The 24,291-nt window shown below is 53.5% G+C and carries 23 protein-coding genes; 9 read left to right on the forward strand and 14 right to left on the reverse strand.

Going from position 1 to position 24,291, the window contains the following annotated elements; all coding sequences use genetic code 11:
- Positions 1 to 56: 56 nt before the first annotated feature.
- On the reverse strand, positions 57 to 1,301 hold the full coding sequence (locus QZ280_RS15880; protein WP_293446107.1) for a sarcosine oxidase subunit beta family protein: 1,245 nt from the start codon (positions 1,299 to 1,301) through the stop codon (positions 57 to 59).
- Between the two features lie 276 nt (positions 1,302 to 1,577).
- Here QZ280_RS15880 and ccmI point away from each other — a divergent pair, with 276 nt between their 5' ends.
- From ccmI to QZ280_RS15895, 3 genes are read left to right on the forward strand one after another with little or no spacing between them, the layout of a single operon-like run.
- Positions 1,578 to 2,810 (forward strand): c-type cytochrome biogenesis protein CcmI, encoded by a 1,233-nt coding sequence (gene ccmI, locus QZ280_RS15885; protein ID WP_293446110.1) that lies wholly within the window; start codon positions 1,578 to 1,580, stop codon positions 2,808 to 2,810.
- On the forward strand, positions 2,807 to 3,289 hold the full coding sequence (gene ruvX / locus QZ280_RS15890) for a Holliday junction resolvase RuvX (RefSeq protein ID WP_293446113.1): 483 nt from the start codon (positions 2,807 to 2,809) through the stop codon (positions 3,287 to 3,289). The genes ccmI and ruvX overlap by 4 nt, the downstream gene beginning before the upstream one ends.
- Complete coding sequence (locus QZ280_RS15895) at positions 3,286 to 3,516, forward strand: DUF1289 domain-containing protein (RefSeq protein ID WP_293446116.1); 231 nt, start codon at positions 3,286 to 3,288, stop codon at positions 3,514 to 3,516. The genes ruvX and QZ280_RS15895 overlap by 4 nt, the downstream gene beginning before the upstream one ends.
- Positions 3,517 to 3,855: 339 nt before the next feature.
- Here QZ280_RS15895 and scpB read toward each other — a convergent pair whose 3' ends face one another.
- The 6 genes from scpB to QZ280_RS15925 form a co-directional block, all read right to left on the reverse strand.
- Positions 3,856 to 4,509 carry an SMC-Scp complex subunit ScpB gene (gene scpB / locus QZ280_RS15900; RefSeq protein ID WP_293446119.1) on the reverse strand — a complete coding sequence of 218 codons (654 nt, stop codon included), beginning with the start codon at positions 4,507 to 4,509 and terminating at the stop codon, positions 3,856 to 3,858.
- Positions 4,502 to 5,320 carry a ScpA family protein gene (locus QZ280_RS15905; protein ID WP_293446122.1) on the reverse strand — a complete coding sequence of 273 codons (819 nt, stop codon included), beginning with the start codon at positions 5,318 to 5,320 and terminating at the stop codon, positions 4,502 to 4,504. Before QZ280_RS15905 ends, scpB begins: the two co-directional genes overlap by 8 nt.
- On the reverse strand, positions 5,310 to 6,317 hold the full coding sequence (locus QZ280_RS15910; protein ID WP_293446125.1) for a glycoside hydrolase family 3 N-terminal domain-containing protein: 1,008 nt from the start codon (positions 6,315 to 6,317) through the stop codon (positions 5,310 to 5,312). Before QZ280_RS15910 ends, QZ280_RS15905 begins: the two co-directional genes overlap by 11 nt.
- Positions 6,317 to 7,411 (reverse strand): SPOR domain-containing protein, encoded by a 1,095-nt coding sequence (locus QZ280_RS15915; RefSeq protein WP_293446128.1) that lies wholly within the window; start codon positions 7,409 to 7,411, stop codon positions 6,317 to 6,319. Before QZ280_RS15915 ends, QZ280_RS15910 begins: the two co-directional genes overlap by 1 nt.
- 80 nt (positions 7,412 to 7,491) lie before the next feature.
- A complete protein-coding gene (gene argS, locus QZ280_RS15920) occupies positions 7,492 to 9,225 on the reverse strand; it encodes an arginine--tRNA ligase (RefSeq protein WP_293446130.1) in 1,734 nt (577 codons plus the stop codon).
- A 59-nt stretch (positions 9,226 to 9,284) separates the two neighbouring features.
- On the reverse strand, positions 9,285 to 10,421 hold the full coding sequence (locus tag QZ280_RS15925) for a deoxyguanosinetriphosphate triphosphohydrolase (RefSeq protein ID WP_293446133.1): 1,137 nt from the start codon (positions 10,419 to 10,421) through the stop codon (positions 9,285 to 9,287).
- 78 nt (positions 10,422 to 10,499) lie between these two features.
- On the opposite strand from QZ280_RS15925, the gene QZ280_RS15930 reads away from it, so the two are divergent.
- On the forward strand, positions 10,500 to 10,823 hold the full coding sequence (locus tag QZ280_RS15930; protein WP_293446136.1) for an iron-sulfur cluster assembly accessory protein: 324 nt from the start codon (positions 10,500 to 10,502) through the stop codon (positions 10,821 to 10,823).
- Positions 10,824 to 11,650: 827 nt separating this feature from the next.
- Here QZ280_RS15930 and QZ280_RS15935 read toward each other — a convergent pair.
- Positions 11,651 to 12,037, reverse strand: a complete 387-nt coding sequence (locus QZ280_RS15935; protein ID WP_293446138.1) for a hypothetical protein — start codon at positions 12,035 to 12,037, stop codon at positions 11,651 to 11,653.
- A gap of 82 nt (positions 12,038 to 12,119) precedes the next feature.
- Between QZ280_RS15935 and xth the strand changes: the two genes are divergently transcribed.
- Complete coding sequence (xth, locus tag QZ280_RS15940) at positions 12,120 to 12,899, forward strand: exodeoxyribonuclease III (protein WP_293446140.1); 780 nt, start codon at positions 12,120 to 12,122, stop codon at positions 12,897 to 12,899.
- 57 nt (positions 12,900 to 12,956) lie between these two features.
- On the opposite strand, the gene QZ280_RS15945 is transcribed toward xth, so the two are convergent.
- Positions 12,957 to 14,102, reverse strand: coding sequence for an aminotransferase class I/II-fold pyridoxal phosphate-dependent enzyme (locus tag QZ280_RS15945; RefSeq protein WP_293446143.1), 1,146 nt, complete (start codon positions 14,100 to 14,102; stop codon positions 12,957 to 12,959).
- A gap of 57 nt (positions 14,103 to 14,159) precedes the next feature.
- Here QZ280_RS15945 and QZ280_RS15950 point away from each other — a divergent pair, with 57 nt between their 5' ends.
- Complete coding sequence (locus QZ280_RS15950) at positions 14,160 to 15,461, forward strand: M48 family metalloprotease (protein WP_293446146.1); 1,302 nt, start codon at positions 14,160 to 14,162, stop codon at positions 15,459 to 15,461.
- 20 nt (positions 15,462 to 15,481) lie between these two features.
- Complete coding sequence (locus QZ280_RS15955) at positions 15,482 to 16,228, forward strand: DsbA family protein (protein ID WP_293446149.1); 747 nt, start codon at positions 15,482 to 15,484, stop codon at positions 16,226 to 16,228.
- 3 nt (positions 16,229 to 16,231) lie between these two features.
- Here QZ280_RS15955 and QZ280_RS15960 read toward each other — a convergent pair whose 3' ends face one another.
- From QZ280_RS15960 to hemA, 5 genes are all read right to left on the reverse strand, one after another.
- A complete protein-coding gene (locus tag QZ280_RS15960; RefSeq protein ID WP_293446151.1) occupies positions 16,232 to 16,771 on the reverse strand; it encodes a GIY-YIG nuclease family protein in 540 nt (179 codons plus the stop codon).
- Positions 16,768 to 17,922, reverse strand: coding sequence for a DNA cytosine methyltransferase (locus tag QZ280_RS15965; RefSeq protein ID WP_293446153.1), 1,155 nt, complete (start codon positions 17,920 to 17,922; stop codon positions 16,768 to 16,770). The genes QZ280_RS15960 and QZ280_RS15965 overlap by 4 nt, the downstream gene beginning before the upstream one ends.
- Positions 17,923 to 17,931: 9 nt before the next feature.
- Positions 17,932 to 19,065, reverse strand: coding sequence for a flavodoxin-dependent (E)-4-hydroxy-3-methylbut-2-enyl-diphosphate synthase (gene ispG / locus QZ280_RS15970; protein WP_293446155.1), 1,134 nt, complete (start codon positions 19,063 to 19,065; stop codon positions 17,932 to 17,934).
- A 91-nt stretch (positions 19,066 to 19,156) separates the two neighbouring features.
- A complete protein-coding gene (locus QZ280_RS15975) occupies positions 19,157 to 20,389 on the reverse strand; it encodes a helix-turn-helix domain-containing protein (protein ID WP_293446157.1) in 1,233 nt (410 codons plus the stop codon).
- 121 nt (positions 20,390 to 20,510) lie between these two features.
- Positions 20,511 to 21,734, reverse strand: a complete 1,224-nt coding sequence (hemA, locus tag QZ280_RS15980) for a 5-aminolevulinate synthase (RefSeq protein ID WP_293446159.1) — start codon at positions 21,732 to 21,734, stop codon at positions 20,511 to 20,513.
- A 260-nt stretch (positions 21,735 to 21,994) separates the two neighbouring features.
- Here hemA and QZ280_RS15985 point away from each other — a divergent pair, with 260 nt between their 5' ends.
- The gene (locus QZ280_RS15985) at positions 21,995 to 23,368 is read left to right on the forward strand and encodes a M20/M25/M40 family metallo-hydrolase (RefSeq protein WP_293446161.1); all 1,374 of its coding nucleotides are present in this window, start codon (positions 21,995 to 21,997) and stop codon (positions 23,366 to 23,368) included.
- Positions 23,365 to 24,237: an alpha/beta hydrolase gene (locus tag QZ280_RS15990; protein ID WP_293446163.1), complete on the forward strand. Its 873-nt coding sequence runs from the start codon at positions 23,365 to 23,367 to the stop codon at positions 24,235 to 24,237. The genes QZ280_RS15985 and QZ280_RS15990 overlap by 4 nt, the downstream gene beginning before the upstream one ends.
- Positions 24,238 to 24,291: the final 54 nt, after the last annotated feature.

Below are 24,291 nucleotides of genomic sequence, written 5' to 3' on the forward strand. Positions count from 1 at the left end.
TGCGTTCCCTTCAATTGAGGTAAACCACGACTTTAATATAGTGCATGTGATTGCCATTAGTGAGCCACCCCCGCAGCAACGCTCTCGTCGATGAACTTGCCCTCTTTAAACCGCCACATCGAGAACTCCTCGGTCAAAGGGCTCTCCCCCTTTGCCATCAATTCCGCCATCGCCCAGCCAGACCCCGGAATGGCCTTGAAGCCCCCCGTGCCCCAACCGCAGTTCATAAACATGCCCTCAACTGGCGTTTTCGTTAGCATGGGCGAGCGATCCCCCGTCACATCCACGATCCCACCCCATTGGCGCAGCATTTTCAGACGCGAGAGCATCGGAAACGTCTCGATCAACGCGCGCACGGTTTCTTCCGCGTGATGGAACGAACCACGTTGCGTGTAGTTGTTATATGCATCCGTACCGCCGCCAATGACCATCTCGCCTTTGTCCGATTGCGACAGGTATCCGTGCACAGTGTTAGCCATGACCACAATATCCATCGCAGGTTTGATCGGCTCTGACACCAGTGCTTGCAGCGCCACGCTTTCCATAGGCAGTCGGAACCCTGCCATTTCGGCCAGCACGGAAGAATGACCAGCAACGACACCGCCCAATTTATCGCAATCAATCGCGCCTTTGGTTGTGTCGACACCGACGACTTTGCCGCCTTCGGTGCGCACATTGGTGACTTCGCATTTCTGGATAATGTCCATGCCCATGTCAGAGCACGCACGCGCGTAGCCCCAAGTGACCGCATCGTGACGCGCGGTGCCACCGCGCGCTTGCCATAGCCCGCCGAGCACAGGATAGCGCGGACCGTTGAGCTCAATAATTGGGCAAATCTCTTTGACTTTGCCAGGGCCAATCCATTCGGTCGGCACGCCTTGCAAGGCGTTCGCATGTGCTGTGCGTTTGTAGCCGCGAATTTCGTGCTGAGTTTGCGCGAGCATCAAAACGCCGCGCGGAGAGAACATGATGTTGTAGTTCAGATCTTGCGAGAGCGTTTCATATAAGGAACGCGACTTCTCATAGATCGCCGCAGACGGGTCTTGCAGATAGTTCGAGCGAATAATCGTCGTGTTGCGCCCTGTGTTGCCCCCACCCAGCCAGCCCTTTTCGATGACAGCCACATTGGTGATGCCGAAATTCTTGCCAAGGTAATAGGCGGTCGCCAGACCATGCCCACCTGCCCCAACGATTATCACATCATATTTGGCTTTGGGTTCGGGGGATCGCCATGCGCGCTCCCATCCAGAGTGATGACGCAAGGCTTCGCGTGCGATGGCAAAAGCTGAATAACGCTTCATGGATGGCCCCTTGGACTAGTAACGAAGTGGAGCGACGGCAGAGTCGTCCCTTCGTCTGGTTGTGGTGCGGATAACAAAAAAGAGGATACTCCCCGCGACGTAAACGCACCGTTTTGCGACCCACCTCATTATTTAGCAAGGATTTTAGCGACGTCCATTGATTTCAGACAGGGCAATTTTCACTGAAAGCCACAGCCGCGACATGAGGTTGCAGCCTGCCCTCTTTTTTTCGCGGGTTATTCAGACTAGATGAAATGAAACAGACAGGAAAATCCAATGACGTTTTGGTTGATCACGATAGCGCTCGCCCTTGGAAGTTGTACTTTGCTCGCACTGGCGCTGTGGCGCGGACATCTTGGTGCGCGCCCTGCTGCAGAATTTGATCTTCGCGTTTACCGAGATCAACTTTCCGATGTGGAGCGTGATATCGAGCGCGGTGTCATCAAAGGCGATGATGCAGAGCGTGTGCTGACCGAAATTTCGCGTCGTATTCTGACCGCTGATAAAGCTCTTCAGGACGAGAGCGTCGATGTGCGCAGTCCGAAAGCCGCGCGCTTTGTTGCTATCGGCGGCTTGGCTGCAGTTTTGATTGGCGGCTCCTTTGCATTGTATCGCGATTTAGGTGCGCCGGGGTACGGAGATCTCTCGCTCAGCACCCGCATTGAAGCAGCCGCCGATGCGCGCGCTTCGCGACCTGATCAAGCGACAGCCGAGGCATCCTTGCCTCCCTTTGTCATCGCGCCTGACACCCCAAAGACCTATGCAGAATTGATCGTGAAACTTCGCGAAGCCGTCGAAAAACGCCCTGCAGATTTGCAAGGCGCAACGTTGTTGGCAACCCACGAGATGCGTTTGGGCAATGCAGTGGCGGCCCATGCCGCACAGGCTGCTGTGATCCGCCTGAAAGGCGCGGCAGTAAGCGCTGAGGACTACGCGACCTATGCCGACATGCTTATCATCGCAGCGGGCGGCTATGTGTCGCCAGAGGCAGAAGGTGCCTTGGCCCGCGTTTTACGATTTGATCCCGAGAACGGCGTTGCGCGGTATTATTCCGGCTTGATGATGATGCAGGTAGGTCGCCCTGATGTTGCTTTCCGTGCTTGGGCGCAGTTGCTCCAAGACAGTGGCGGGAATGAGGGTTGGGTTGTACCCATTCGTGAACAGATTGAAGACCTCGCATTTCGGGCGGGTGTTAAGTACGAACTGGCCCCTTCTAAAGACACGCCCCTAACGGGCCCAAGCGTTGAAGACATTGAAAACGCTGAAACTATGAGCGAGGAAGAGCGCACGGAGATGATCCGCGGTATGGTGGACCGACTGTCAGACCGCCTTGCTACAACAGGTGGTAGCGCAGAAGAATGGGCGCGCTTGATTGGCGCACTTGGTGTCTTGGGAGAGGCTGATCAGGCTGCGTTGATCTGGCAGAATGCAAAAGATGTATTCGCGGATCGACCGGACGATTTGGCAATTGTTCGCGGTGCCGCGCGCCAATTGGGGATCACGAAATGATCTTTGAATTAATTGACGATTTCGCCGCTGAATTGCCGCGCGCGCGCGCGTTGGTCGGTTTGGATCTTGGCACAAAAACCATTGGTGTCTCCGTGAGTGACGGGCTCTTGTCTGTGGCGAGCCCTTTGGAAACGATCAAGCGCACTAAATACACAGCCGATGCTGAGCGTTTGGAGAAAATCATAGATGCGCGTGACATCGGAGGAATTGTGCTTGGCCTGCCATTCAATATGGACGGATCAGAAGGTCCGCGTTGCCAATCAACACGCGCTTTTGCCCGCAATCTCGCGCGCCAAAGTGAACTGCCAATCACCTATTGGGATGAACGTCTGTCCACCGTCGCAGCAGAACGCGCCCTGCTCGAAGCAGATGCATCACGCAGACGCCGCGCAGAGGTGATCGACAACGTCGCGGCCGCTTACATCCTGCAAGGCGCGTTGGATCGATTGAGCCATATCAGACGGGAAACGGCGCTATGAGTGATGAGATTTGGAGCCGTAACGAGCTTAACAGCCCGTGTATTCAGATTTGTGTCGTGCATCCAGAAACGCGGCTATGCACTGGCTGCAACCGCTCAATCGACGAAATATCGCGCTGGTCTAAGATGACCCGAGAAACGAGATTGTCGATCATGGATGAATTGCCATCACGACAGTCCGTCCCAAAAGGACGCAGAGGCGGACGTGCTGCGCGTTTGAAACGGTAAAGAACGGGCTCCGCCCCGTCCATCAAGATCGACTCCTCAAGGTATTTTAAGACTAAAGAAACTTAAAGCTTGGTAACACAACGCGACATGCGTGCGGTTTGGCGCATGCGTTGCTTGTCTTGTTGCAGATTTGCGTGTTGATCAGGATGAGTATTGCCGCGGTTTTTTCGCTTCGTCACTTGAACAACGCCAGCGTTGATGATTTTGTTGATTGCAATGCTCATTACGCGGCGTATCACCATATTAATAATGTGGTTCATGTTCATGCTACTGTCATTCGATTTGCCTCAATACAGCTTATAGCTGCTAAATGTGCAGATTTCAGGGCAAATCGTGAAACTATTCCTCGAAAAGCTCAGTTTGGTTTTCGTCGCTGTCTTCGCGTTCTTCATCAAGCGCGTCGCTTAAGCTGGGTGGTGGACGATTTTCGAGCAAACCAGCGGAGCGTAGCTCTTTCAAGCCTGGTAAATCGCGCGCGCTTTCAAGACCGAATTGATCTAGAAAATCGGGCGTCACCACGAAGGTGACAGGTCGACCAGGCGTCATTTTCCGACGACCAAAACGGATCCATTCCATTTCCAGCAGTTGATCCACAGTGCCGCGCGACACGGAGACGCCACGAATTTCTTCGATTTCGGCGCGGGTAACTGGCTGATGATAAGCAATAATTGCCAATGTCTCGATTGCTGCCCGTGAAAGTTTACGGGTCTCAACGGTTTCCTTTTGCATCAGAAAGCTCAGATCGCCCGCCGTGCGCATCGCATAGGCATTGCCTGTTTTGATCACATGCACGCCGCGCCCCTCATAACGCTTTTGTAGGTGCACCAGCGCTTCGCCCGCGTCACAGCCGTGAGGCATACGCGCATTCAGCTCAGCGATTGTCACCGGATCTGCGCTCGCAAAAAGCACCGCTTCGACCATGCGTTCTTGTTCGGCAATGGGTGGCGCTTCGAAGAGGCTTTCTTCGATCTCAGGAGTTTGCGTGTCACTCACTCTGCTCTCTCCGTCTTAATTCTATCGGCTCGAACAAGCCCGATTGGCGCAGTTCTGCCTTGCCTTCTTTTACCAGCTCAAGCGAGGCCGCAAAGGTTGCCGCCGTCGCAGAGCGGCGTTTGATTGGATCTTTCTGCCAATCTTCTGGCAAGTAGCTTGATATATCCGTCCATTTGCCAGAAAAGCCGATAAGGCCGCGCATGTGCCCCAGCGCCTCCTCCATCGTATAGACCGCGTCACGATCCATAACGAAGGGACGAAATTCATCGCGGGTTCTAATCCGCGCGTAGCCTTGCATGAGATCAAGAAGCGTTGCGGAATAGGTCACTTTGCGCACCCGTTCTATCACTTCGGGAATGCCGCGCACGAAGAAATCACGCCCCAAACGGTCCCGGGCCATGAGCCGAGCAGCGACATCGCGCATGGCTTGCAAGCGCTCAAGCTGAAACGCCAAATGCGCGGCCAGCTCTTCGCCTGACGGGCCCTCTTCCGTTGGATCAGGCGGCAGTAACAGGCGTGATTTCAAGAAGGCCAACCATGCGGCCATCACGAGATAATCCGCCGCGAGTTCAAGGCGCAGTTCTTTCGCACGCTCAACGAACAAAAGATACTGGCGCGCCAGTTGCAGCACCGAGATCTTGCGTAGATCGACTTTTTGCGTGCGCGACAAAGAAAGCAAGATATCAAGCGGGCCTTCATAACCGTCCACGTCGACGATCAACGCCTCTGCGGCCATGCGATCTTCTACGGATAAGCGCTCTCGCGCGTCCCCGTCCCAATCCTTGGCAGTCTCTGTGGTATCAGGCGTCATTCCCTGCCTCATTTGCAAGCGCTTTAAGCTGCGCGCGCAAATGGGAAATGTCAACAGGATCAGGTGTGTGACGACACGCTAGCGCGGCGTCGCCACGTCGTATGGCAGCCTCATTCATCTTGCCTGAGGCTTCGACGACATCCTGCATCTCACCCATGTCGCCATTGCAATGCAAAACAATATCGCAACCCGCATCAATTGAGAGACGCGACAGTTCCGCAAGGGAACCTGCGAGAGCTTTCATAGTGATATCATCTGTCATGATCAGCCCGTCAAAGCCGATATCCTCACGGATCAACCCCATCATTTTCGGCGAGAGCGTTGCGGGACGATCATCAAATGCGCTGTATGTAATGTGCGCAGTCATCCCCATCGGGAGATCGTTCAAGGCCATGAAGGCGGCAAAATCGTTTTGGCGTAGCACTTCACCGTTGGTATCGACGATAGGCAAATCCAGGTGACTGTCAGACACTGCACGGCCATGGCCCGGAACATGTTTCAAAACAGGCAATACGCCGCCATCAATCAAGCCACCTGCGACGGCCTGACCGATCTTAACAACAGATTTTAAGTCATTGCCATAACATCTGTTTTTTAAGAATTCATGCGTCTCATCACTGGCGATATCAACCATCGGTGCACAATTGGCGTCAATGCCAAGATGCATCAATTCATCCGCAATAATGCGATACCGCAAATACATCGCGCGGGGTGCATTCACGCCGTAACGTTTCACATTGTCCAAAGGTGGCAACCATTGCGTCGCAAGTGGCGGGCGCAAGCGCTGCACGCGCCCCCCTTCTTGATCGATCAGGATTGGTGCATCACGGCCTACACAATCGCGCAGGCTTTCACAAAGGCGCAGAATCTGATCATGATCTTCGAGGTTGCGATCAAAAACGATAAAGCCAAAGGGATCTGCTTCGCGAAAGAAACTGGCTTCGCTCGCACTTAGAGTTGGGCCAGAACAGCCAAGTATCGTGGCCCCTTGGGCCACTAGCGCGTCACCACAGGGATACAGTCCGTGTTTTGCGCAGTCAAAGCCGAGCAGAACCGACGCGCATCGCCAAGATCAGAAAAACCCATAGCGCGCAAGCGATAGAATGTGCGCCCGCCGCTTGCTGCACGCTGCACAATGCGGTCTTTACCGGTCATATAGTCACCAAAACGCGCTATGAAACGCGTCCATTCCTTGCGCGCGATTTCAGGGCTTTCATAGGTACCAAGCTGCACAAGGCGCGTGCCCGCTGGAATGCTTGCTGGATCAACGTCCTTCACGCCACCTGATGTCGGATCAATCGCACTCAAAGATGCAGTGCGTACGCCTTCAGAGCGCAGTTTGGGCCGCAAGGACAGCGTTACACCAGGGATGTTTGTCGCAATCGCATCTTGACTAAGAACGACGGGAGCCGTGATTTGTTGGATTGGCGCAACTTCTGTCTTCACATTCGCAACAGACATTTGAATTGGGTCTGTCTTGAACTCGCCCTGCGTGGTTAAAGTTGTCGCCCCTGCCGAGATTTGTGCGGCAAGTGCTTCGATAGAGCCCATTCTATGATCAGTTGCAGGCACGTCCTCAGCGACGGAAGACGTAAGGGTGAGCGCGCCATTGGCATTAGTATCGGCGTCCGTCGACGCGCCATTATCAGGAGCAAAACGTGGTTGAGCCGCCGCCAATTGGTCGATCAAAGCCGTATCTTCATTCGACAAATCAATGGGTTCTGGAGCAAGCAAGATACGCTCGGACGGACCAGCAGTACCGCCAACAGCAGCCACGTTGTTCACAGCCAAACCTTGGTTCAACGCTTCTGCACCACCGGGTTCAGCGGGACGGATACGCATCTCACCCTGCACCGCACGAACAACTGGAACACCAGCAACATCACGCGCGATCAATTGATAGCTCCAAACGCCGGCGCTGATAACAATGGCCAGCGACAGACCCGCGCCAGTCAATGCAGCGATGGCCTTCACTGGATTGCCTGAGGACGGGCACTCCGCCTGAGGCGACTGAACGGGAGGCTGTTGATAGCCTTGATACGATCCGGCCGGAGGCGCGAAACCGCTCCCGTAAATTAGAAAATCTGCCATTTTGCCTCACATTTGTGCGCGCGATACAAAGCCGCTCCGCATCATTCGTCGAACCACTCAAGTCCGGTGAGGAATGTCATTCAGCGCATTTCTTCGACCGGTTCGACGCCTAGGATACCGAGGCCAGCGCAAATCACAACAGAGACGGACCGCGCCAGTGCTATTTTAGAAATAGATGTGGCATCTTGGTCGCCTTGCAGAAATCTCAGCTCAGGCAATTCATTACCCCGATTGTAGAGCGCGTGAAATTCGCTTGCTAAATCATAGAGATAGAAAGCGATCCTGTGTGGTTCATTCGTGCGTGCAGCAAGTGCCACAAGGCGCGGCCATTCTGCGAGCTTCTTGGCGACAGCGATCTCCACCTCGTGATCAAGTTGTGAAAGATTAGGCGTCGCGGACAAATCCAGCCCCGCATCCGTAGCTTTACGCACCACAGAATGCACTCGCGCATTGGCGTATTGAACGTAGAAAACCGGGTTATCCTTGGATTGCTCCAGCACTTTATCAAAGTCGAAATCCAAAGGCGCGTCGTTTTTGCGCGTCAACATATGGAACCGCGTCGCTCCTGCGCCCACCTGATCCACAACATCGCGCAAGGTAACAAAGGTCCCTGCCCGTTTGGACATCTTGAACGGTTCACCGTTTTTGAACAACCTAACCAATTGCGTGAGCTTGATGTCCAGCGGTACCTTTCCATCAGACAAAGCCGATACAGCTGCCTTCATCCGTTTTACATACCCACCATGATCCGCACCGAAAACGTCGATCAGCATATCAAATCCGCGCGACACCTTGTCGTAGTGATACGCGATATCTGGTGCGAAATAGGTCCAAGCCCCATCAGACTTCATAACAGGGCGATCCACATCATCCCCATGCTCTGTCGATTTGAACAATGTTTGTTCGCGCGGCTCCCAATCCTCAGGCTTTTTACCCTTTGGTGGCTCCAGCACGCCCTCATAGATCAGGCCTTTGTCCCTCAAGGCGTCAATCGCCGCCTCAATCCGGCCAGTTCCATAAAGTGATTTTTCCGAATAAAACACATCCATCTCAATCCCGAGCGAGGCAAGATCAGCCCGCACCAGATCCATCATTTTTTCGGTCGAAAACTCCCGCACATCAAGCAGCCAGTCGCTTTCAGGTTTGCCCACATAGGCGTCGCCAACTTTATCCTTCAGTTCAGCACCGACGGGGATCAGATAGTCGCCTGGATACGTACCATCTTCAAACGCAACTTCTTGGCCGTGCGCCTCTAAGTAGCGCAGATACACAGACCGCGCGAGCACATCGACCTGCGCACCACCATCGTTGATGTAGTATTCCCGCGTGACGGAATAGCCCGCGTAATCCAACAAGCTCGCCAAGGCATCGCCAAACACGGCGCCCCGCGTGTGTCCGACATGCAAAGGACCCGTTGGGTTCGCGGAAACATATTCCAAATTGACCTTCTTGCCTTGCCCCATGTCAGAGCGCCCGAAGTCAGCGCCTTGATCCAGAACAGCACCAATCACACTCTGCCAAAGCGCGCTCGACAGCCGCATGTTCAAGAAGCCGGGGCCCGCGACGTCGACAGCTTCGACCCGTGGATCCGACGTCAAATGCGTCGCTAAAGCGTCCGCAATATCGCGTGACTTCATTTTAGCAGGTTTCGCCAAAACCATAGCCGCATTGGTCGCCATATCCCCATGCGCGGCATCGCGCGGCGGTTCGACCGCAACGTTGGCGAAGTCTAAATCAGCGGGCAGAAAGCCCTGCGCTTGCATGGCCTCAAGCGAGGTCAAAACAGCACTGCGGATGTCATCAAAGAGGTTCATCGAACACGTCCTTTAAGGTTTGAGCGGGTCTTACCACGCACAGCGCAACATTCAACGGCTTAGCCAACCAAACGTGTATGTTCTTGCTGCGCAAAACGATCCGTCATGCCAGAGATATAGTCAGAGACAATGCGCGCCAACGCGGTTTCATCCTTCGCGTTCTCGATATCGACTTGCCATTCTGCAGGCAAGAGATTGGTCTGATTCATAAAGAGTGGAAACAACTCTTCGACCACTTTGGTCACACGTTCGCGCATTTGAACAACAGAGGGCGCGCGGTACATGCGGGTGAAAAGAAATTCACGTATAACCTGAATATCGCGCCATAAATCACTGGAAAACATGATAACAGCGTGATCCAAGGCACGCACATCCAGCACAGTTTCAACTGCACTTTTAACCAAGATGTCGCGACTGGTTTGAATAACATCAGAAACCATCACACCAAACACACGCCGCAAGGCTTCGTGCATGCGGCGGCTTGGTTCTAGCCTTGGGTAAAGCTGGTCCACCTGCGCAAAGGCGTCACCAACAATGGGCAGTGCTCGGATATCATCCTCGGAATATAAACCCGCGCGCAAACCATCGTGTAAATCGTGATTGTTGTAGGCAATATCATCAGAAAGTGCTGCAATCTGCGCCTCAGTGCTCGCGTATGTGTGCAGCTCCAGATCATGCCGTGCGTTATACTCGCAGAGCGCATGAGGCAAATCACCCGTCACTGGACCGTTGTGTTTTGCCAATCCTTCCAGCGTTTCCCACGTCAGGTTGAGTCCATCAAAATCCGCATAATGCCGCTCAAGCGCAGTAACAATTTTCACCGCCTGCGCATTGTGATCAAAACCACCATATGGTTGCATCAACACATCAAGCGCGTCTTCTCCCGTGTGACCAAACGGCGTGTGGCCAAGGTCATGGGCAAGCGCAATAGCCTCCGTCAGCCCTTCGTTCAAGCCAAGTGCGCCGGCCATCGTGCGCGCCACTTGTGCAACCTCAATAGAATGCGTTAGCCGCGTGCGGAAATAGTCGCCCTCATGTTCGACAAACACTTGGGTTTTATGCTTCAGCCGCCGAAACGCACTGGAATGAATGATCCGATCACGGTCGCGTTGAAAACAAGTGCGATGCGCACTTTCTTCTTCAGCAACCAAACGGCCCCGCGTTAAAAGTGGATTGCAAGAATATGATGCGCGCATGAAGTCCCGTCCTTGCCGCTTGTCCCGTGTCCCTCTATATTGATACCACAGCAAAGAGCCAACAGGCGGAACACCCCGATGAACTTACCTCCCAAAGTGACTGCGCGCGCGTTTGAACGTCTTTCCGAGATTGGTGCCGCCGAGCAAGGGCAAGCCTTGCGCGTGGCTGTTGAAGGTGGCGGATGTTCAGGCTTTCAATACGAAATAAAACTCGATGCGCCCGCAAACGACGATCTGGTGCTCGAAGGCAGCGGCGAAAAAGTCGTCGTCGACACTATGTCGCTCCCGTTCTTGGAAAACGCAGTGATCGATTTCTCCGAAGAACTCATCGGTGCGCGTTTCACGATTGAGAACCCAAACGCGTCCAGTTCTTGTGGATGCGGCACCAGCTTTTCTATGTAAGCTCTCGAAATTTCGTACCTGCGCGCAAGTTGATGGACCTGTGCGGCCCTTAAGCTTGATCCGCCAGACGAAGCCCGCGCGAGGTGTTCGAAAAGCGTCTCAAATTCTGAGGTCGCTTCAATTATTTTTTATAGATGTCGTGCCACAGTATTATCCAAACGCGCGCGGACATTGCGACTCATCACGCTCCATTGAGCAGATCTCAGGCCTTCCCACCTTAATAAGATTTCAGACACTGCACACAATGCGCCAATATTATTTTGCGCAGCATGAAACCCAACACCCGTAGACGTATAGTTGTCTTCGATAGAGCTAGCACCCATCTGCGCCATCACCCAATTGGTCACCAGATATTCATGCTAATTGTCCCCAGCCCCCGCATCCTGTGAAATGATCTCAAACACATGCGCATTCGTTTTAACCAGATCCTCCCATGCTTGTGGGGGCACCTTGTCTGAATTCGAAGAGCGATACAGACCTCTGTCAATAGATCGGCATTTTGGTCAAAATGTGCAAGGATGCCGCAAAAGATCAGGCTTTGCACCGCGTCCGCACTTATTTTGGGATCGTTCCGACAAAATTCAGAAAGGTAAAAGACTATATGCGTCAATACATAAACCGCTTTGCTATTGAGCAACGCAAAGGTTGCGCTGTGATTGATAATGCGGTGCCATCGCGCCTGTAAGTTCGTCTCTTCGCCCCCCCAATACAGCGGCGCATAAGTAATCGCATTGTTTTAGCATGTTGAAGGTCAGGGAGTTCAGCTTTAACCAGACCTTGTTGATTAATCCGTGCGCAAATAGTCTCAGCGTGATCTCCTGCCAGGCTCAGCCCCTCAAGATCGAGCGCGATCGAGGCAAAAAACCTGTAATACTGCGGAAAAAACGCCAAACGTTTAGGCAAATTATCGTAGATTTTTTTTCATGGGCATTCAGTTCATCGCCATCAAGCGTACTCGCAGAGCATTCTAGGATATTCAAAAGCTCTGCGTTTTCTTTTAACCAAAACACATCGTTCGGATAACGGCGCGTTTTTGCGAAACCGTGCAAAAGCGCACCGCGATCATGTGCTCTCTGACTTTGACAACGAAACAGTGAAATGACTTTGCTGGACATGAATTGCTCCTGTTGTGTGAGATCACCGCCTCGTAAATAGCTTCGCAAAATTAAGATCCGGAGATGAACAAATCGGTCAATTTGAATAAAATCAACCATGATCTTTGCTTCGTGCGCGGCCTTTGCTTGCACCTCCTTGCACTAAGGGAATATCAAGTTCCAAGCAACGGGAGCTTGAGCCATGAAAATCGCATCCTTCAATATCAACGGTATCAAAGCGCGGATCGCCGCCCTGCCCGAGTGGCTAAAAGACGCGCAACCCGATGTGGCTTTGCTGCAAGAGATCAAGTCCGTCGACGAAGGCTTTCCGCGCGAGCTGTTTGAAGACATGGGATATAACGTCGAAACACATGGACAAAAATCCTTCAATGGCGTCGCTATCCTGTCCAAACTCCCGCTGGAAGACGTGCGTCGCTGTCTGCCAGGCGACGACAGCGATGAACAAGCTCGATGGATCGAGGCCACAGTGGTTGGCAAACAAGCGATCCGTGTCTGTGGCTTGTATTTGCCTAATGGCAATCCAGCTCCTGGCCCGAAATATGACTATAAACTTGCTTGGATGGCGCGTTTGCAAACCCGTGCAGAAGCGCTTTTGGCAGAGGAAACCCCTTTTTTGATGGCCGGTGATTACAACATTATCCCACAAGATGAAGATGCACGCCGTCCCGAAGTGTGGCAAGAGGATGCTTTGGCAAGACCAGAAAGCCGTGCGGCTTATCGGCGCTTAGTAAACCTTGGTCTAACGGAAGCCTTTCGCGCACGCGTGCACGGGCCAGAACATTATAGCTTCTGGGATTATCAGGCCGGTGCATGGAACAAGGACGATGGCATTCGCATTGACCATTTCCTACTTAGCCCTGCGGTTGCGGATATTCTGGTAGACTGCCAGATCGATAAGCACGTGCGCGCGGGCGAAAAACCATCTGATCACGTGCCTGTGTGGGTCGAGCTGGACAATTAGGAAAAGTCTTTGATCCAGCCCTGAATCCCCCAAGGTATTTAGAGGCCAAAGCAGGGGTTAGCGCCGCGTGGCCATAAAGCTTTGTAAGCGCAACAAACCTTCTTTGATGTCATCAGTGCTGCGGGCATAGGACAGGCGGAGCGTCTGATAACCGCGTTTGCTATCAAAATCGAGGCCCGGCGTGACGGCGACACCCGCTTTTTCCAAGATTTTAGCAGCAAAGGCGCGACTGTCATTTGTGTAATCGCTGACATCTACGTAAGCGTAGAAGCCACCATCCGGGGGCGCGAATTTGTCAAAGCCTGCTTTAGGCAAGCCGTCCAACATTAGCCTACGGTTATCGCTATAAACCGACATATTTGCGTCGAGTTCTTCATGGCACTCCATCGCCGCAAGCGCTGTCACTTGCGAGATATGGGGCGCACAGATGAACATGTTTTGCGCAAGCCGTTCGATCACCCGCACATGATCCTCGGGGACAACCATCCAGCCCACGCGCCATCCCGTCATCGAGAAATATTTCGAGAAGGAGTTGATGACATAAGCGTCGTCTGTGAGTTCCAAGGCGGTGACGGCCTTCGCCTCATATTCGATCCCGTGATAGATTTCGTCTGAAACAAAGGCGGTTCCAGATTCATGTGCGGCACCAATCAGATCCGACATCGCAGATTTACTCAGCATAGTGCCAGTTGGGTTCGCAGGCGATGCCACCATTAATCCCTGTGCGTTCAGGTTTTCCAGGTCTTGCGCGACTGGTTGCAGACGATTTTCGGGACGGGCTTCGATCAAGACAGGCTCGAGGCTCAGAGCTTTGAGAATTTGACGGTAACTTGGATAACCCGGCGCGCCGATAGCGACGCGATCCCCCGCCTCAAACAGCGCCGTGAAGGCGAGCAAGAACGCAGAGGAAGAGCCAGATGTGACGATCACGCGCTCTGGGTTCAGATCAACATTATACCACTCACCATAAAGCTGCGCGATGCGTTTACGTAGCGCAGGCAGACCTAAAGCAACCGTATATCCAAGCGCGTCTTCTTCCATAGCTTTTGCCGCAGCTTGCAGCGCACCCAGTGGTGCGGCAGTGCCTGGTTGCCCCACCTCCATATGAATGATGTGACGCCCCGCCGCTTCAGCCGCGCGGGCCGCTTCCATGACGTCCATCACAATAAAGGGATCAACCACTCCACGGCTTGAGTTTCGCATCTACCTCTCCCATTCTAAAATATCATGTGCTTTCACCGTGAAATCAAAGGACAGTCAATGCGTTTGCTTGCCAGTTTTGTTGTCATGTTTGCCCTGTTGGCACTGCCCGCGCGTGCACAAAGCCTTATTCGTGACGCGGATATCGAACATGCGCTGGCACAATTGGCGCGTCCGATCTTGCAAGCGGCGGGGCTAAGCCCTCCGCAAGTGAAGATCTTGTTGATCGATAGTCGTATTCCAAATGCGTTTGTGATCGATTCTCGGGCGATCTTTATTCACACGGGCATGATCACCCGCCTTAAAAGCGCCGAAGCCCTGCAATCCGTGATCGCGCATGAGGCAGCGCACATCGCCAATGGTCATATCTCACGACGCATGTCGCAGCTTGGCACGCGCAACAATATCACGGGTCTTGGCATTGCTTTGGCTGCAGCGGTGGCCGCGAGTGGCGCGAAAGGATCAGGAGCAATCGCGCTTGGGGTCGCATCATCTGCGCAGCGCAGTTTGCTCAGCCATAGCCGCGCCGAGGAAAGCTCTGCCGATCAATCCGCGGTGCGCTATCTGGCCGCCTCGGGCATTTCGACGCGCGGCGCGATTGAGGTGCACGATATTTTCAAAGGCCAAGATGTGTTGTCACAGTCGCGTCAGGATCCTTATGCACGCTCCCATCCCTTCACCCGCAACCGCGAGCGCGCAATGGAGGGTTATGTGAACGCTTACGGCGGCGACATCCCGTTTAGCGACACCAGCCGATACTGGTTTGAACGCGCGAAAGGTAAAATCTGGGGCTTTCAGCAGGCTCCGAAAAGCACATTGCGCCGCGCTAAACAAATGGCCACGGGTGATATCAAATTGATGATGGAAGCCATCGCATATCACCGGCGCGCCCAGACCTCAAAGGCTGCGGGTGTGATGCAGAAGTTGCTGAAATCTCGCCCGAATGATGCCTATTATCATGAGCTATTGGGGCAAGTTCTTTTGGAAGGTCGCCAATACAAAGCCGCTGTTAATGCCTACGGTCGCGCTGCAAAACTGGCCCCGAAGAACACGTTGATCTTGGCTGGCTATGGTCGTGCACTGCTGGCTGCGGGCCAAGCTAAATCCGCAGTGGAGGTTCTCGAGCGCGCACGCTCACGCGATTTTCGCGATCCTGCCGCGCTGCGCGATCTGGGAAATGCCTACGCAAAAACCGGACGCCCTGCGATGGCCTCGCTCCTAGTCGCGGAACGGTATGCGTTACGCGGACGATTTCAGGATGCGGCACTCCATGCAGAACGTGCAGCGGGGCGTTTGCCACGTGGGTCTGGTCCTTGGCAAAGGGCGCAAGATGTGCTCAGTGCTGCACAAAGACAAAAATAGCATTTTGGGAGAGCTTTGAAATGAAACGACTTCTTGCCTCAACAAGCCTGTGCCTTGCAGTGTTCGCAGCACCTGTCGCGGCCTTTGATATAACCGCAATGTCAGACGCAGAACGAGCCGCGTTCCAAGAGGAACTGCGCGCTTATTTGATGGCGAACCCGCAGGTCATTCTCGACTCCGTCAATCAAATGGAAGCGCAACAGGCAGAGCAGCAAGCGCAAGACGATCTATCCTTGGTCGCAACCAACGCCGAAGCGCTGCTTGAGGATGGCTTTTCTTGGATCGGAGGCAATCCTGAGGGCGATATCACAGTTGTTGAATTCCTTGACTACCGCTGTGGCTATTGCCGTAAGGCCCATGATGAGGTCGCACAGCTTTTGGAAGCAGATGGCAATATCCGATTGATTATAAAGGAATTTCCCATCCTCGGTGAAGCCTCAGCCATCTCTTCCCGCTTCGCAATTGCCGCCAAACAAATCGGCGGCGACGAGGCGTATAAAGCCGTTCATGACGCGATGATGTCGTTTGGCGGTGAGCCCTCTGCCGCGGCTTTAAGGCGTTTGGCGGAAGGTCTCAGCCTTAACGCGAAGGCCATCGTTGCACGTATGGACAGCGAAGAAGTGGAGAAGGAAATTTCCGAAACGCGCGCCCTTGCGCAGCGTTTGCAGATCCGTGGTACGCCGACATTTGTGATGGGTGGCCAACTGGTGCGTGGCTACGTCCCGCTTGATGCAATGCAGCAAATTGTCAAAGAAGAGCGCAGCTAGCGTTTACAAAAACGTCTTGTGATACCGCACAAGTCGCTCGAAATGAGCATCCAAAGCGCGCTTCAAGTGAGGCGCGCTTTTTACTGTCTGGATATAATCCACCAAAATCCCGTACTGACGAATTTGGCGTTCAAGCCGTTGATCGGGACGCAGACGGCGCTGGCGCTCTCCGTCTTCAATCACTTGAATTTGCTGCCTTTCAGGCTCATTCACGGCGTTCATATTCAGCGGCAAGACCTTGCCGTTCATTAAGGGTTTTTCCGCGTCAAAACGTTGAAATAGCGCCGCTTCCAAAGGTTCGATGTCCGACTTTTCCGCCACCGGCCACGCCCAGACATAGGCAATTTCCCATACATCAATCTGACGATTGGCGATGATGTCAGAGCGCGCAGAAGTCAGATGGCGCCGCACACGCGAGCGGATGCCATCAACAGATTGCCCCACATACATCGGCACGCCGTCGAGATCACAAAGCGCATAAACACCAATCTCATTACTCAAATCGGACAGAGCAGACTTGCGAAACTCTTGAGCCCGACTCATGCCGGGGCCTTGGCGCGCGCTTTACGTAACATCGGCTGAAACAGCATTTCATCAAGGTAGCTGACGATTGGAACAACCACACCGTCGCCAGCCACTTTGTAAGCGCTGTTGTAATGTGTGGGCATTCTGTAGCTCTCGGGGAGACCCATCAGACGGCTTGCCTCTTTGCTCGACAGCAAGCGCGCTTTGACAGAATTGCCTTTCACAAACAGGATCGTCTGACGCGAAGAACCACCTGCGGGCGTGCGCAGACAACCCGCAATACCATCAAAACGCACCTCTGCACGCTGGCGGATTTTGCCGTTTTCATCTGGCCGCCCGCGCTTGTAGAGCAGACCAATCTCGCGCTTACCAGTCCTGCGCGCATGGGCAATTCGCGCAGCACTTGGCTCGGACATCATATCCAGCAGCACGTCGACTTTCGCTTCTGACTGCCATGAGGTGTCGGGTTTGCGATCAACAACATCCGCGATTGAGGTGGTGCTCAACGTGGGCGGTTGATGCGCCCACCATGTGAAATCCGTCTTCAAATCAGCGCTAGCAGCGTTCACATAGCGGCGCAGTTTATCGGTATGAAACAGACCTGTAGGCGCGGCAAGCATGAGATCCTCACCAGCAATATCTTTACGCAAAGCAATCACAAACAAACGCGGGCGGCTTTGCGGCACGAAATGCCGCGCATCAATCTCTAAGGCCCCAACGCGATATCCAAGGGCCGCTAATGAATTGAGAACATGGGTGAAATCTTGCCCGCCTGCCCTGCTCATCAAACCCGTAACGTTCTCAAATGCGATGATGCTTGGCACAAATCCTGCCTTCACGCCCTGCGTGAGCAAGCGCATCCAGTGATAAAACACCCCACTGCGCAGTCCCTTTAGCCCGCGACCCTTGCCTGCCAAACTGAAATCCTGACAAGGACTCGACGCCCAAATCAGATCAAGCGGCTGGTGCAAGGTGCCCTCGGGCAACTCAGCAACATCCCCCTCCAGCAAATGCGCGCCCCCCCAATTCTGGCGATACGTTTCGCATTTCATCGGGTCGATATCATTGGCCAGCACACAGTCCCACTGCGCGCCTAAAGCGGCATGCACCATGCCCCCACCAGAAAAGAATTCAGCGAATTTAGGTTTGCTTACAGTCGTTTGCACCATCACGTTGCGCTATTCAGCGGCCTGCACTTCAGCCGCCATCTCCGCGTCAATCACCGCGGCACGCGCTTCGACTTGCTCTACAATATGTTCAACCATTTGATCATTGCTAAGCTTATGACTTTGCTTGCCTGCGAGGTAAACCATGCCCGCCCCGGCACCGCCGCCTGTGAAACCAACGTCGGTCATAAGGGCTTCACCGGGGCCATTCACAACGCAGCCAATAATCGAAAGGCTCATCGGGGTTTTGATATGCTCCAGGCGTTTTTCCAGCGTCTCAACGGTTTTAATCACATCAAAACCTTGCCGCGCGCAGGAGGGACAGGAAATAATATTCACACCGCGATGGCGCAACCCGAGAGATTTGAGAATTTCAAACCCGACTTTAACTTCTTCCACCGGATCCGCCGATAGCGACACACGAATGGTGTCACCAATACCCATCCACAAAAGATTGCCCAAACCAATTGCCGATTTGATCGTGCCGCTGACAAGCCCACCCGCTTCGGTGATGCCGAGATGGATCGGCGCGTCTGTAGCTTCGGCAAGCTGTTGATAGGCGGCCGCTGACATGAAGACGTCAGAAGCCTTACAGCTAATTTTGAACTCGTGAAAATCGTTGTCTTGCAGAATGCGGATATGTTCTAGGCCACTTTCAACCATCGCATCTGGACAAGGTTCGCCATATTTTTCAAGGAGATGCTTTTCGAGCGACCCTGCATTCACGCCAATACGGATCGAACAACCATGATCTTTCGCCGCTTGGATCACTTCTTTGACGCGCTTCTCATCACCGATGTTACCAGGGTTAATCCGCAGGCACGCTGCGCCCGCTTCAGCCGCTTCAATCGCGCGTTTGTAGTGGAAATGGATGTCTGCGACGATGGGCACAGTGCTTTCGCGCACAATCTCTTTCAACGCTTTAGTCGACGCTTTATCCGGCGTTGAAACGCGCACGATGTCTGCGCCGGCTTCAGCGGCGGCTTGCACTTGCGCGACCGTGGCGGCCACATCAGATGTGTCGGTGTTGGTCATCGTTTGCACCGCGATTGGAGCATCTCCCCCAACTGGCACATTGCCCACCATAATTTGGCGAGATGTGCGTCGATAGATATTTTTCCAAGGGCGGACGTGGTTCAGCGACATTGGGATTCCCTTTACTCACCTGCGAGCAGTTTCGCCCAACATAGGACGCAGTGTGGGATCAAGCAATGGAGAGTAGCGGGATTAAGTCAGCTTATTCGGTTGGGATTTGCAGCCCCCGGACCTCTGCCACAACTCGTGCGAGGTCTTGGTCGGCACTGATATCCGCAACCGTATATTTCTCAGTCAAAGCATCCGCAGAAAGCGCAACTTTAGACGTTACCCGCCCACGAGGGCCCGCTGGACCAAAATGCTGGCCGTTTACTGCAAAGTAAATTGCACCGGATTCACCCACACGCAGTGTTGCGGGATCTTCCGTCATTGGAATTGGATAGGTATCGCCCGCACCCAGAATGCCTTCAAAAACAGATGTGCCGTCCGCCGCGCTCACACGCACCCAAGCGGGGCGCACCGCGACAAGATGAACCTGATCCGGAATTTGTTCAACAACTTGTGGTACAGTGCCTTCGATAGGCGCAATCAACACAGTTCCATCTTCTAACAGCACTGGTTCGTTTTGAGCAGCGGCATCCGCTTGCTCAGCAGCAAATGCCCCAAAGTTTTTTGGGTTGATCATAGAGATTGGAGCATCACGCGCTACAAGCACGGGGGTGTCCAACGCTTTCGGGCGATACAGACGATCAAGACCATCGACAACTGGTGCAACATAGCCTGTGATTGCGGCAACAGTTTCGTTTTCTTCAAAAGGCACCGTCGCGCGCGCAACTGGGTCAAGGTCTGTCAGCACAATCGGCGTTTCATCGACTGGTGCGACACGCACTTGCTGAACTTCATTCAAAACAGTCCAACCACCAAACCCGATGGCCCCTAGCAAAGTTACCAAAACTAGCGTTGATCCGATTGCGCCCGGCTCTACCCGTGACATGAAGGCGTCGTTTGTTGGCACGAAAGGCGTGCTTGGCTGAGCAAAAGGATCACGGCCCGCGGAAGACGACGCAATAATCTCAGCGGCACGGGATTTCTTGATAGAAGAGGCTTCATCCGACATGCCATGTGCAGTCGAGAACCCGCTTTCCTCACAGAACACATCAAACGCGCCTTCTGGATCCATGCCAAGGTAGCGTGCGTAAGACCGTACGTAACCTGCAATGAAACCCGGCGTTTCAAACACGCTAGGATCAGCGTTCTCAATCGCAGAAATATAGGAGGCTTTGATCTTCAACTCTCGCTGCACATCGAGCAAGGATTTGCCGAGCGTCGCACGCTCGCCGCGCATCACATCACCGAGCTGCAAGTCGTAGTCATCGAACCCTTTGGGGGCGACGTCCACGTCTTCTAGCTTGCGCGATTTTTTGCGCCCGATCATTTGCCCCGCCTCATACTCTTAGAAAACGCCTTACCCGCAACTTAACCACAAGTTCGGCTCGTCTTATCGCCTTATTGGCGCACCAGTAGCACGACGCAACTGATTCTGCACTATTTTCGGGCTAACCCGTTAAATCGGCACGATTCAGCGCACAGTGCGACCAGAGCGCGTCCATCGCTTGAACTAAGGTATTCATCTCTTGAGGTCCATGCACAGGCGAAGGCGTAAACCGCAGCCTTTCTGTCCCTCTCGGAACAGTTGGGAAATTGATCGGTTGTGCATAGATGCCAAAGTCTTCGAGTAACATATCCGACAGTTTTTGCGTATGAACCGGATCACCCACCATCACGGGAACAATGTGACTGCCATGATCAATGATCGGTAAGCCCATCGCTTTCAGACGAGTTTTTAATATCTTAGCTTTGGTCTGATGTTGCTCCCGCAACTCAGGTGCTCTTTTGAGATATGCCACAGATGTCGCCGCCCCGGCTGCCACTGCGGGCGGGATGGAGGTCGTGAAAATGAAGCCCGGCGCATAGGAGCGGATCGCATCACACATCTTGTTGGACGCCGCGATATAGCCCCCCATGACGCCGTAAGCCTTCGCCAGTGTTCCGTTAATGATATCAAGGCGATGCATCAAACCGTCACGTTCAGCGACACCCGCGCCGCGCGGGCCGTACATGCCAACAGCGTGCACTTCGTCGATATAGGTCAAGGCTTCGAACTCATCCGCGAGGTCACAGAGCGCTTCAATCGGGCCAAAATCACCGTCCATTGAGTAGATTGATTCGAAGGCGATGAGCTTAGGCGCTTTGGGGTCATCTGCTTCCAAAAGTTCGCGCAGGTGTGCCACGTCATTGTGCCGGAAAATTCGCTTCGCGCCCCCATTGCGGCGCACACCTTCAATCATCGACGCATGGTTCAAGGCGTCGGAGTAAATGATCAGGCCTGGGAACAATTTCGGTAACGTCGAGAGCGTCGCATCATTCGCGATATAAGCCGACGTAAACAGAAGAGCCGCTTCTTTACCGTGCAAATCCGCAAGCTCCACCTCCAGCCGCTTGTGATAGACAGTCGTGCCAGAAATATTGCGAGTCCCACCAGAACCAGCACCTGTCGCATCAATCGCCTCATGCATGGCGTTCAAGACAACGGGATGTTGCCCCATGCCGAGATAATCATTGCCGCACCAAACAGTGATTGCCTGATCCATGCCATCAGGCTTTCGCCAAATCGCATGTGGAAAATTACCGTTTCGGCGTTCAATATTAATGAACGTGCGATAGCGCCCCTCAGAATGGAGGTTCTGCAAACTCGCGTCGAGCTGTGCTATGTAATCCAAAGGGCCACTCCCCCAAAACATATTCATTGACGGGTTAAAAAAGAAGCATCGGCAGCGACTTACATCAACATTCGTTGAACGAAGAGTTAGCGCGCGCCCACTCCCATGGCAATGCTCTAGCATGGCGCGACATGTCGCAGCCTTGATCTATGTCATGAGAGCTTCGCAAGATCGCGCGTTTGGAAACACAGCGTCTTCTGGACAGTCCCGACGAGCATGATAGCGTCAGCACAAAGAACTCTCACAAACGGAAATTCCCAATGTCTCTTAATGCTGTTCTTGCTAAGATTGATGAAAACCTACAAGACGCAACAGAGCGTTTACTAAACCTTCTGCGCATCCCTTCCATTTCAACCGATCCCGCCTTCAAACTTGATTGCGATGACGCAGCAGATTGGCTGGTCGCAGATTTACGAAATCTTGGTGCCGATGCCTCTAAGCGCGTCACAACCGGTCATCCCATGGTGGTGGGTCATGTTGATGGCGACGGGCCACACTTGCTGTTTTATGGTCACTATGACGTGCAACCTGTTGATCCCCTTGATCTTTGGAACACGCCACCGTTTGAGCCTGCGATTGAGGACACTGACAAAGGACAAGTCATTCGCGGTCGCGGCTCCTCTGATGACAAAGGCCAGTTAATGACCTTCATCGAGGCGTGTCGCGCGTGGAAAGAAGTATACGGCTCACTCCCGTGCAAGATCACGTTTTTCTTTGAAGGCGAAGAAGAATGCGGTTCGCCGTCTTTGGTGCCTTTCATGGTAGAGAACGCGAAGGAACTAACAACAGACATCGCGCTCATCAGCGACACGGGTCTGTTTGAAAGCACGATCCCGTCGATCGTCACAATGTTGCGTGGCCTCGTGGCAGAAGAAGTCATCATAAGAGGACCAGACCGCGACTTGCATTCTGGCATGTATGGCGGCGTGGCGATGAACCCGATCCGCGTGTTGAGCAAAATCATCACGGGGCTGCACGATACAACTGGGCGCATTACGCTGCCAAGTTTTTATGACGCGGTTCCAGAGTTAGAGGATGAAATTCGCGCTCAGTGGCAAGGACTTGGCTTTGATCACGCGAAATTCTTGGGCGATGTCGGCCTTAGCGTGCCTGCGGGAGAGCAAGATCGCACACCACTTGAAATGATCTGGTCGCGCCCAACCTGTGACGTCAATGGCATTTGGGGCGGCTACGCGGGCGATGGCTTCAAAACCGTCTTACCCGCCGAAGCGGGTGCCAAGATTAGTTTCCGTCTAGTCGGCCAACAAGACCCCGATGCGATCCATGCAGCATTCGAGACCTATGTGCGCAGCTGCTTGCCCGAGGACTACACCGTTGAATTCCCACTCGGCAAAGGCTCTAAAGCGAGCCAAATGTCGATCAATGACCCCGCATTTGAGAAAGCGCGCAAAGCTCTAAGCCACGAATGGCCAAACCCTGCGGCCTACGTGGGTTGTGGTGGATCCATCCCGATTGCGGGACACTTCAAAGATATTCTTGGCGTCGACGCGATGCTCATCGGGTTTGGTAAAGACGATGACCAGATCCATTCACCAAACGAGAAATACGATATGGAAAGTTTCCACAAGGGCACGCGGTCTTGGGCGCGTATTCTTGACGCCTTATCAGCATGATAAAGGGGTTTCATAACAAAACTCTTGTGGGCCCAAAAGGGCGCATCGCTTACTCTATTGCTGGCTCTGGTCCAGCCCTGATATTGCTACATGGCTTTCCACAAAACCGATTTATGTGGCACCAGATCGCGCCAGAATTGGCGAAAACCTATCGCGTCATCTGTCTTGATTTGCGTGGATATGGTGGTTCCGCCAAACCCCTGGGCGTTGAAAACTACAGTTTTCGCGAGATGGGTACGGACATCTTACATCTAATGGATCATCTCGACCTAGATAAAGTACATCTCATCGGCCATGATCGCGGCGCGCGCGTGTCTCACAGGCTAGCTTTGGATGCGCCCGAGCGTCTCAAGACATTGACGCTCATGGATATTGTCCCAACACATACGCTATTTTCGAATCTCTCCCGTGAGGTAGCGCTTGGCTATTACCATTGGTTTTTCCTCGCCCTGCCCGCGCCGTTGCCCGAAAATATGATTGGCTATGATCCTGATACTTATTTCGGCTCCTGCCTGAGCGGCTGGGGCACAGGCAAAGAACCCGCCTTCAGTAACACAGCACTTGCCTCTTACCGCACCGCGTGGCGCGATCCTGAAACCATACGCGCAATGTGTGATGACTACCGCGCTGGCGCAACGTTGGATTTTGAACATGACGCAAAGGATCTAGATCAACGAGTGACGCTTCCCTCTTTGGTGCTTTATGCGAAGGACGGGATGATGGATAAAACCTATCACATGCACTCTGTTTGGTCTGACAAGCTCACCAATTTCGTGGCAAAGTCAATGCGAGGCGGGCATTTTTTCCCGGATCATTATCCGCAAGAAACGCTGACCGAACTGCGCAATATTTTAGAACAACATTCTTAGAAAAAGTGGCGCGGTTGACGGGACTCGAACCCGCGACCCCCGGCGTGACAGGCC

It is taken from the genome of Planktotalea sp. (assembly GCF_018607995.1).
In the GTDB taxonomy this organism is placed as follows: domain Bacteria; phylum Pseudomonadota; class Alphaproteobacteria; order Rhodobacterales; family Rhodobacteraceae; genus Planktotalea.

Bases quoted from the DNA above. Each gene is read 5' to 3' on its own strand.
- QZ280_RS15880 (WP_293446107.1), bottom strand. From the start codon at position 1,301: ATGAAGCGTTATTCAGCTTTTGCCATCGCACGCGAAGCCTTGCGTCAT.
- ccmI (WP_293446110.1), top strand. From the start codon at position 1,578: ATGACGTTTTGGTTGATCACGATAGCGCTCGCCCTTGGAAGTTGTACT.
- ruvX (WP_293446113.1), top strand. From the start codon at position 2,807: ATGATCTTTGAATTAATTGACGATTTCGCCGCTGAATTGCCGCGCGCG.
- QZ280_RS15895 (WP_293446116.1), top strand. From the start codon at position 3,286: ATGAGTGATGAGATTTGGAGCCGTAACGAGCTTAACAGCCCGTGTATT.
- QZ280_RS15905 (WP_293446122.1), bottom strand. From the start codon at position 5,320: ATGACGCCTGATACCACAGAGACTGCCAAGGATTGGGACGGGGACGCG.
- QZ280_RS15915 (WP_293446128.1), bottom strand. From the start codon at position 7,411: ATGGCAGATTTTCTAATTTACGGGAGCGGTTTCGCGCCTCCGGCCGGA.
- argS (WP_293446130.1), bottom strand. From the start codon at position 9,225: ATGAACCTCTTTGATGACATCCGCAGTGCTGTTTTGACCTCGCTTGAG.
- QZ280_RS15925 (WP_293446133.1), bottom strand. From the start codon at position 10,421: ATGCGCGCATCATATTCTTGCAATCCACTTTTAACGCGGGGCCGTTTG.
- QZ280_RS15930 (WP_293446136.1), top strand. From the start codon at position 10,500: ATGAACTTACCTCCCAAAGTGACTGCGCGCGCGTTTGAACGTCTTTCC.
- QZ280_RS15935 (WP_293446138.1), bottom strand. From the start codon at position 12,037: ATGGTTGATTTTATTCAAATTGACCGATTTGTTCATCTCCGGATCTTA.
- xth (WP_293446140.1), top strand. From the start codon at position 12,120: ATGAAAATCGCATCCTTCAATATCAACGGTATCAAAGCGCGGATCGCC.
- QZ280_RS15945 (WP_293446143.1), bottom strand. From the start codon at position 14,102: ATGCGAAACTCAAGCCGTGGAGTGGTTGATCCCTTTATTGTGATGGAC.
- QZ280_RS15950 (WP_293446146.1), top strand. From the start codon at position 14,160: ATGCGTTTGCTTGCCAGTTTTGTTGTCATGTTTGCCCTGTTGGCACTG.
- QZ280_RS15955 (WP_293446149.1), top strand. From the start codon at position 15,482: ATGAAACGACTTCTTGCCTCAACAAGCCTGTGCCTTGCAGTGTTCGCA.
- QZ280_RS15960 (WP_293446151.1), bottom strand. From the start codon at position 16,771: ATGAGTCGGGCTCAAGAGTTTCGCAAGTCTGCTCTGTCCGATTTGAGT.
- QZ280_RS15965 (WP_293446153.1), bottom strand. From the start codon at position 17,922: ATGGTGCAAACGACTGTAAGCAAACCTAAATTCGCTGAATTCTTTTCT.
- ispG (WP_293446155.1), bottom strand. From the start codon at position 19,065: ATGTCGCTGAACCACGTCCGCCCTTGGAAAAATATCTATCGACGCACA.
- QZ280_RS15975 (WP_293446157.1), bottom strand. From the start codon at position 20,389: ATGATCGGGCGCAAAAAATCGCGCAAGCTAGAAGACGTGGACGTCGCC.
- QZ280_RS15985 (WP_293446161.1), top strand. From the start codon at position 21,995: ATGTCTCTTAATGCTGTTCTTGCTAAGATTGATGAAAACCTACAAGAC.
- QZ280_RS15990 (WP_293446163.1), top strand. From the start codon at position 23,365: ATGATAAAGGGGTTTCATAACAAAACTCTTGTGGGCCCAAAAGGGCGC.